This is a genomic window from Pseudomonas sp. K5002 (genome assembly GCF_013386655.1).
Lineage (GTDB): Bacteria > Pseudomonadota > Gammaproteobacteria > Pseudomonadales > Pseudomonadaceae > Aquipseudomonas.
The window spans coordinates 1-8,220 of record NZ_JACARK010000491.1; the positions used below are offsets into that span (position 1 = coordinate 1).

Consider the following 8,220-nt stretch of genomic DNA (forward strand, 5'->3'; position numbering starts at 1 on the left):
GAAAACCCGGGGCGATTCATCCTATCTTTACCTTGCAAGGTAAAAACTTGCGAGAGACCTCATTGTCTCCGCAAAGGCTAAGGCGCAAACCATCTTTGCTTCTCAGCAGAATTTCGGCTAGCTGCTCAATGGAGAGCAGAGGTGCTCCATGGTACTTGTCTTTAATGTCTTGTTCGGTGCTCATAAGAGTGCTCCAGGTTCATAGGTCTAAAATAATCCTAAAGAAGTTTCGAAGAGCTTGGAAGAGGTTTTAGTTGATTGTTGGCATAAAAAATAAAATCTCTTTAATTTCAAAGTGTTAATAATTGGTATTTCGATATATCAGTTGTGTTTTGCTGCGGCTTTATTGTTTTTAAGTGGTGAGTTAGATGTGTTTTTGTAAGTTTCCGGTTGGCTGTAGATTTTAGCCGCTAAAATTATCGATGCTTGTGTTCGATATATCGAAGTTTAGGCTTGCGATGAGCTGTGTTTAGAATTGGTTTAGCTAAACTTTTAGCATTGGGCGTTTTTTAATTTTATCGATTTTCTTTACTAGGTCTTCGGATCGGAGGTGCGTGTATCGCTTTAGCATTTGCATGGATTTATGTCCGCTTATTGCAGATACCTCTTGGTCGGATAAGCCGCCCTCAACTAACCGGCTCACTGCCTCATGTCTCAAGTCGTGAAATCTAAAGTCTGACAACTTGAGCTCTTTAACCAGCAGTCCCCATATCTTGGTAAAAGCATAAGGCCGACGTTTTCCGTCTTTGCCTGGCTCGCCAAAGAACACCAGATGGCAATCGCTTGGCCTGGCTGGGTTAGCCATAGCAGCCTTGAACAGCTCTGTAGCGCGTCTGCTCAGGGGGACCGTTCGCTGGCCATCGTTCTTTGTATCGACGAGTTTCACAATGCGTCGTTCTAGATCGACCATAGGCTTGCGGAGTGTGCTGATCTCAGCGGAGCGCATGCCCGTCTCTAAGGCGATGCCCACGATCCAGCCCAGCATCGGATTGCTGTGTTTGTTCACTACGGTTATCAACCGCCTTTCCTCATCGGCAGATAGTCGACGATTGCGGCCTTCTCCGGGGCTTGGTTTCCGAATGTTCAGGACCGGGTTGAAAGTAAGGCCCAAGCCCCACTCTTGGATAGCTACGGTGAACAGGTGGCTCAGCAAAGCAAGCTCCAGGCGAACGGTATTGTTGCTGGTGGTTCCAGCGCGCCCTTTCTCGTTTAGACGCTTGTCGCGGTAATTAGCAATGATTTCAGCAGAGAGGGCCGCAAGCGAATACTTGCCCAGATGCTCTGTAAGCTTCTTGGCTTTTGAAATCTCTCCGCGTTGGGTGGTGGGCTTCTTGGTAGGGGTAATGTCGTTGAGGTAGCGCTTAAGGGCCGTTTCCAGCGTCATGCGCTCGGAGCCGCTGCGCTGGATATACACACCTCTGACCATTTCGTCTTCGGTACGTCGCGACCAGTCCTCCGCATCACGCTTGGTACGGAAGGTTTTGGCGACTGTTGGCCAGCCGGTTTTGCGGATCAAAGCCTTCCAGGTGCCGGAAGGAGTTTTGACTAATGTTGCCATCTGAAAGGACTCCAAAGGTGTACTGGCGAACCAGCACTGTACCGATTTTGTACCTTTGGACCATAGGACTGTATTTGTGAAGAACCACCCAGAAACGCGAAAGCCGCGCAATGCGCGGCTTTGAGTATGGTGGGCCCACACGGACTCGAACCGTGGACCAAGGGATTATGAGTCCCCTGCTCTAACCAACTGAGCTATAGGCCCTCAGTAGGCCGCGGATTATAGCGATGGTTTCTTCGCTGTGCCATCCGAAAAGTCCGAAACGCTCATACGAAGGAACGTAGCGGCGAAAAGGTCCGGCGGCAGCGGCAGGCTGACGATGTAGCCCTGCATCTGCTCACAACCTTCAGCCGCCAGAAACGCTTGCTGGGCCGGCGTTTCTACGCCCTCGGCAATGATGGTGAATTGCATGCTGTGCCCAAGGGCGATGATGGCGCGCACGATCGCCGCATCGTGTGGGTCGTCGGGCAGGCCACGGACGAAGGATTGGTCGATCTTCAGGAAGTCCAGCGGCAGGCGTTTCAGGTAGCTGAGGGACGAATAGCCGGTGCCGAAGTCATCAATGGCCAGTTGCACGCCCAGATGCTTGAGCTGGTGCAGCACCTCCAGCGCTTCTTCGGCCTGGCTCATGATGAAGTTTTCGGTGATCTCCAGTTGCAGGCAGCCAGGCTCCAGGCGGTTGTCCCGCAGCAGTTGCTCGATGCGCGCCAGCAGGTTGGGGTGGCGCAGTTGCGCGCCGGCGAGGTTGACGGACAGCGGGCCGAAGTCATCAAAAATTTCTCGCCAGTCGTGCATCTGTCGGCAGGCCTGCTCCAGTACCCAGTCGCCAATCTGCAGGATCATGCCGTTCTCTTCGGCCAGGGCAATGAAGTGCTCGGGCGGCACTTCGCCGAAGGTGGGGTGGCGCCAGCGAATCAGGGCTTCGGCGCCGATCAGTTGTTGGGTGTCGAGGCTGAGTTTCGGCTGGTAATAGAGAGACAATTCGTCGCGCTCGATCGCTCGGCGCAGTTCGTGTTCCAGGGCCACGCGCTCGTTGGCTTGCGCAGTGAGGTCCTGGGTGTAGCTTTCGACGCGGTTGCGGCCTTTGGCCTTGGAGCGGTACATGGCGGCGTCAGCGTTTTTGACCAGGGTGGCGACGTCGTTGCCGTCCCGTGGGTACAGGCTGGTGCCGATGCTGGCGCTGATGAAGAACTCATGCTCGCCCGCCTGGAATGGTGGGGTGAAGCAGGCCAGCAGCTTATTGGCCAGGTGTTCGGCGTCGCTGGCTTGTTGCAGGCCGGGCAGCAGGATGATGAATTCGTCACCGCCCAGGCGGGCGACGGTGTCGACGTCTCGCAGTTGTTCCTTGAGGCGCACGGCGATGTCCTTGAGCAGCAGGTCGCCAATCGGGTGGCCGAGGCTGTCGTTGATGTGTTTGAAACGGTCGAGGTCGAGGAACAGCACGGCGCCCTGGCTGCCGGTTTCCTGTTGGTTGTTGAGGGCGGCTTGCAGGCGGCTTTCAAACAGGGTGCGGTTGGGCAGGCCGGTCAGCGGGTCGTGGTGGGCCTGGTAATCGAGGCGCGCCTGGGCGTGCTTGAGGCTGGAGATGTCGGCAAACACGGCGACGAAGTGGGTGATCGACTCCTCGCGGTTGCGCACGGCGCTGATGGTCAGCCAGCTGGGGTACAGCTCGCCGTTCTTGCGCCGGTTGGAGATCTCGCCTTGCCAGTGGCCGTTGGCCGTCAGTTGGTGCCACATGGCCGCGTAGAAGGCGCTGTCGTGCAGGCCCGAGGCAAGCAGGCGCGGGGTTTGGCCAAGGGCCTCGGCTTCGCTGTAGCCGGTGATCTCGCTGAAGGCGCGGTTCACGGCGCTGATATTTTGTCGGGTGTCGGTGATCAGTACGCCTTCGGCCGTGCTCTCGAACACGGTGGCGGCCTGTTGCAGTTTTTCCTGCATCAGTTGGCGTTCGGTGATGTCCCGGGCGATGGTCAGCATGCAGTCGTCGTCGCCGATGGGCAGCGGGCGGCTGGAGACTTCACACAGGCGAATTTCGCCGTCGCTGCGGCGGATGTGGCAGACAAAGTCGCGGACAAATCCATCCCGTTGCAGCCGCTCCAACATATCTTTGCGTTCGTTCAGGTCGACCCAGATCCCGAGGTCCAGGGTTGACTGGTCCAGTGACATCACGCTGTTAAAGCCGGTAATTCGACTGAATCCTTCGTTTACCTCAATCAGCAAACCGTCGCTTTGGCGGGACAACAGCAGGCCGTCGGGAGAGGCATGAAAGGCCTTGGCGAATTTCTCTTCGGAGGTCTGCAGTCGCTGCTGGGTTTCTTTCAGCTGGGTGATGTCACGCACCACCACGACCAGGGCTTCGGTGGTATCCAGTTGAAAGGGTTCGGCGGAGATCAGTCCGGTGAAGGCCTGGCCGTTGCTGCGCAGGAAGGGCATTTCCAGGTTGCGGATGCTGGTGGTCTGTACCCGTTGCAGCAGGCCGGGGCCTACGCCCTGGATGCCCCAGATATTCAGTTCAGTGGCGGTTTTTCCTACGACTGCTTCGGCGCTCAGGCCGATCTGGTCTTCGAATGCCTTATTGACCTCCATCAGGCAGCCGTCCGACAGCCGGGCGATGACCAGGATGTCCGGGCATTGCTGGAACACAGAGGCGAATTTCTGTTCCGAAAGCTGCAACGCTTCCTCGGTGCGCTTGGCTTCGCTGATGTCGATCATCAGGCCGCGCAGCACGGGCTCGTGGCCGTGTTCGATCAGGCTGACGATGTCCCGCACCCACAGGCAGCGTCCATCGGCGGTGATCACCCGGTAGTCGACACTGTGGTCGCGGTTGGCCCGGGTTTCGGCGTAGCAATAGGATTCGGTGCGGGTCAGGTCCGCGGGGTGGATGATGTTGCGCCAGAAGCCCGGGATCAGCCAGTGGGCACGGGGGTAACCCAGCAGTTCCTCGGCGTGGGGCGACACGTAGCTGTAGGTGAAATCGCTGATGCTGGCTTCCCAGGCGATCGCGGAAAGGCTCTCCACCAGGCCGCGATAGTGGTATTCGCTGCTGCGCAGTTCCTGTTCGAGGGCGACCCGGCGGGAAATTTCCGAGCTGAGCCGACGATTGATCCGAATAACCACGGCCAGCACGATGCTCAGCAACAGCACGGCAGGCAACCCGTAGAGCAGCACATCCGTCCAGAGCGTGCGGTGGTCGATGACGTTGCCGACCCAGCGCTGCTGGATGGCCTCGGTCTCAGACGGGCTGATGTCGGCCAGGACTTTATCGAGGATGCCCACCAGCATCTTGTCGTCCTTGGGTACGCCCATGGCCAACTGATAGCGGTAAGGCGTTTCGCCGCTGATGTACAGGCCTTCCAGCTTGAGTTGACGCAGGCTCCACACGCTGGACGCCAGATCGCCCACTACGGCGTCGACCTTGTCGGTGGCCAGGGCCTGCAGCGTAGCGCTGACATTGGGCATGGCCACCAGGTTGAGGTCCGGGTGGTGAGTGCGCAGCAGTTCATGGGGCGCGTAGTTTTCCACCACGGCCACCTTCAACCCGTACAGGTCTTTGAGGCTGCGTGGTTGCGGGCCGCCTTCGTGGGCGAGGATGACGATGGGGAAGTCGAGATAAGGCCGGGTAAACGACAGGAAACCCTGGCGTTCCGGTGTGGACATGATGCCCGGCAGCAGGTCGAGCTGGTTGTTGCGGGCCTGTTCCAGCACGGCGCTCCAGTTCACCGGCTCGATCAGTTTGATCCTGACGCCAAGGCGATCCTGCATCAGCCGCACATAATCAGCGGCCAGGCCCTGGTAGCGACCATCTTCATCGCGGTATTCAAAGGGTGGCCAAGAGGCGTCGACGCCCAGGCGCAACTCTTGGTGGTCCGCCAGCCAGCCACGCTCTTCATCGGTGAGAGTCAACGCGCCAGCCGTTGCGGTCCAGGTCAGCAGCGACAGCAGTAACACGGTCGGCAATCTGGGCATAACGGTCTCGTTATGGCACGGGGAATGTTTCGAGTGTAGACGGGCATTGCGGGGGAGGGGAGGCAGCGAGGATTTAATCTGTAGAAGCAAAAACCCCGGCCTGGGCCGGGGTTTTTGTGATCACTCGTCGAGGAAGGAGCGCAAATGCTCGCTTCTCGTCGGGTGGCGCAGCTTGCGCAGCGCCTTGGCTTCGATCTGACGAATCCGCTCACGGGTAACGTCGAACTGCTTACCAACCTCCTCAAGGGTGTGGTCGGTATTCATGTCGATGCCGAAGCGCATGCGCAGTACCTTGGCTTCACGGGCAGTGAGGCCGGACAGTACGTCGCGAGTCGCTTCTTTCAGGCTCTCAACGGTAGCAACATCGATTGGCGACTGCATGGTCGAGTCTTCGATGAAGTCACCCAGATGGGAGTCTTCGTCATCACCGATCGGGGTTTCCATGGAGATCGGCTCTTTAGCGATCTTCAATACCTTGCGGATTTTATCCTCAGGCATTTCCATGCGTTCGCCCAACTCTTCCGGGGTCGGTTCGCGACCCATTTCCTGCAACATCTGCCGGGAAATACGGTTGAGCTTGTTGATCGTCTCGATCATGTGCACCGGAATACGGATGGTGCGGGCCTGGTCGGCGATCGAGCGAGTGATCGCCTGACGGATCCACCAGGTGGCATAAGTCGAGAACTTGTAGCCGCGACGGTATTCGAACTTGTCCACCGCTTTCATCAAGCCGATGTTGCCTTCCTGGATCAGATCGAGGAATTGCAGGCCACGGTTGGTGTACTTCTTGGCGATGGAGATCACCAGACGCAAGTTCGCTTCAACCATCTCTTTCTTCGCGCGGCGGGCCTTGGCCTCACCGATCGACATGCGACGGTTGATGTCCTTGATCTCGGCAATCGTCAGACCGGTTTCAGTCTGCAATGCAGTCAGCTTCTGCTGGCAACGAACGATGTCGGCCTGGAAGCGACCAATGGCTTCAGCGTATTTGCTTTTGCCTTTGGCCAGTGCGTCGGTCCAGCTTTCGTCGACTTCGTTGCCAGGGAACTGGCGCAGGAAGTCGGCACGCGGCATGCGCGCATCACGGACACAGAGCTGCATGATCGCACGCTCTTGTGCACGCAGACGCTCAAGGGCGCTACGAACCCGCTCAACCAGGCCTTCGAATTGCTTCGGTACCAGTTTGATCGGCATGAAGAGTTCAGCCAGGGCCAGCAATTCAGCAGTTGCCTGCTTGCTGCCGCGACCGTGCTTCTTCAGGGCCTTGCGAGCCAGTTCCATCTGATCGGAGACCGCGCCAAAGCGCTGGGCTGCGATGATCGGATCCGGACCGCTTTCGACTTCTTCTTCGTCATCGGTGCTGGCTTCAGCTTCGTCGTCGTCGGTGTCGTCGTCTGCTTTCGCAGCCTTGGCATCGATCGGTGGCGGAATTTCAGCCGCAGGTGGCGCAATGCCGTCGTCCGGGTCGATATAACCGCTCAGGACGTCGGACAGGCGGCCACCTTCGGTGGTGACGCGAGTGTACTCGGAGAGAATGTGGTCAACCGTGCCTGGGAAGTGCGCGATTGCGCCCATCACTTCACGGATGCCCTCTTCGATACGCTTGGCGATTTCGATTTCGCCTTCACGTGTCAGCAGCTCTACCGTACCCATTTCGCGCATATACATGCGCACAGGGTCAGTCGTGCGACCGATGTCGGTCTCGACCGCTGCCAACGCGGCGGCTGCTTCTTCAGCGGCTGCCTCGTCGGTATCGGCGTCGGCCAACATAAGGGCGTCCGCATCCGGAGCACTCTCGTGTACGGGGATCCCCATGTCATTAATCATGCGGATGATGTCTTCCACCTGCTCTGGATCTGAAATATCCTCAGGCAGGTGGTCGTTGACCTCTGCGTAAGTCAGATACTTCTGCTCACGACCAAGGGTGATCAACTCTTTGATACGAGACTGCTGTTGCGCTTTTCCGGACATAACACCCTATCCACTGAAGGTCTTGGCGGGCAAAAAACAAGCCGAGGATTATACCCGAGCTATGACCTCACACGCCAGCTGAGGTCGGGTTTGATGCGGAAACATTGCGACTTAAAAGGTCGCGCAGTTGATTTTTCTCTTCGGCGGTCAATTCACTCTGACGCGCTTTTCGAAGAAGTTGTTCCAGGTTTCGCTCGCGTTGACGAGCTACCAAGCTAGTAATGGTGTCGAAAAACTGTTGTTCAAGGTTATCGCCATCAATCAGCCATTCCTTTTCTGCCAATGCCTTCAGCAAACGGCCCTGTTCGGTGCCGTGCCAGCGTGCAATCAGCTGGAATGAGTTTAGCTTAGGATTCTTCTGTACGGCTTCGAGCAGGGCCACCAACAGTTGCGTATTGGTGTGGTCTTCGGCCGCAAAGTGCCCCGCATCCTCGACTTTTTGTGCCAGTTGCGGGTGGTGCAAAAGTGTACGCAGGGCTGCCATGGTGGGCGGCTCTACTGCTGCTGGGACGCGTGGGCCGCGCGGTTCGTCACGGTCACCGCCACGTTTGCCGTTTTTGTCCCAGGGTTTCTTGTCCCATTTCTTGCCGCCGGCGCCGGGTTTCTTCGGTGTCCACTCCTGCTGGGGCGTGTAGGCCTCCTGCGGTTGGTGGAAGTCGGAATAGTCCGGCATGGCGTCGTAATCCATGCCCGGGTCGTAGGCCGGCGGCGCCTCTTGCGGCGCGCTG

At 57.8% G+C, this 8,220-nt stretch carries 4 protein-coding genes, 1 tRNA gene and 1 pseudogene; all 6 read right to left on the reverse strand.

Going from position 1 to position 8,220, the window contains the following annotated elements; translation table 11 throughout:
- Window positions 1-16 precede the first annotated feature (16 nt).
- Window positions 17-184, reverse strand: a complete 168-nt coding sequence (locus HX846_RS21415) for a DNA-binding protein (protein WP_178966057.1) — start codon at window positions 182-184, stop codon at window positions 17-19.
- 300 nt (window positions 185-484) lie between these two features.
- The gene (locus HX846_RS21420) at window positions 485-1,558 is read right to left on the reverse strand and encodes a site-specific integrase (protein ID WP_178966058.1); all 1,074 of its coding nucleotides are present in this window, start codon (window positions 1,556-1,558) and stop codon (window positions 485-487) included.
- A gap of 127 nt (window positions 1,559-1,685) precedes the next feature.
- Window positions 1,686-1,762 (reverse strand) — tRNA-Ile (locus HX846_RS21425).
- Window positions 1,763-1,777: 15 nt separating this feature from the next.
- Window positions 1,778-5,521 (reverse strand): bifunctional diguanylate cyclase/phosphodiesterase, encoded by a 3,744-nt coding sequence (locus tag HX846_RS21430; RefSeq protein ID WP_003211016.1) that lies wholly within the window; start codon window positions 5,519-5,521, stop codon window positions 1,778-1,780.
- 120 nt (window positions 5,522-5,641) lie between these two features.
- Complete coding sequence (gene rpoD / locus HX846_RS21435) at window positions 5,642-7,492, reverse strand: RNA polymerase sigma factor RpoD (protein WP_003211014.1); 1,851 nt, start codon at window positions 7,490-7,492, stop codon at window positions 5,642-5,644.
- Between the two features lie 67 nt (window positions 7,493-7,559).
- Window positions 7,560-8,220, reverse strand: a pseudogene (locus HX846_RS21440) (DNA primase); the annotation flags it as partial.

Excerpts from the sequence above, each read along its gene's own strand:
- HX846_RS21415 (WP_178966057.1), bottom strand. The coding sequence starts at position 184 with ATGAGCACCGAACAAGACATTAAAGACAAGTACCATGGAGCACCTCTG.
- HX846_RS21420 (WP_178966058.1), bottom strand. The coding sequence starts at position 1,558 with ATGGCAACATTAGTCAAAACTCCTTCCGGCACCTGGAAGGCTTTGATC.
- HX846_RS21430 (WP_003211016.1), bottom strand. The coding sequence starts at position 5,521 with ATGCCCAGATTGCCGACCGTGTTACTGCTGTCGCTGCTGACCTGGACC.
- rpoD (WP_003211014.1), bottom strand. The coding sequence starts at position 7,492 with ATGTCCGGAAAAGCGCAACAGCAGTCTCGTATCAAAGAGTTGATCACC.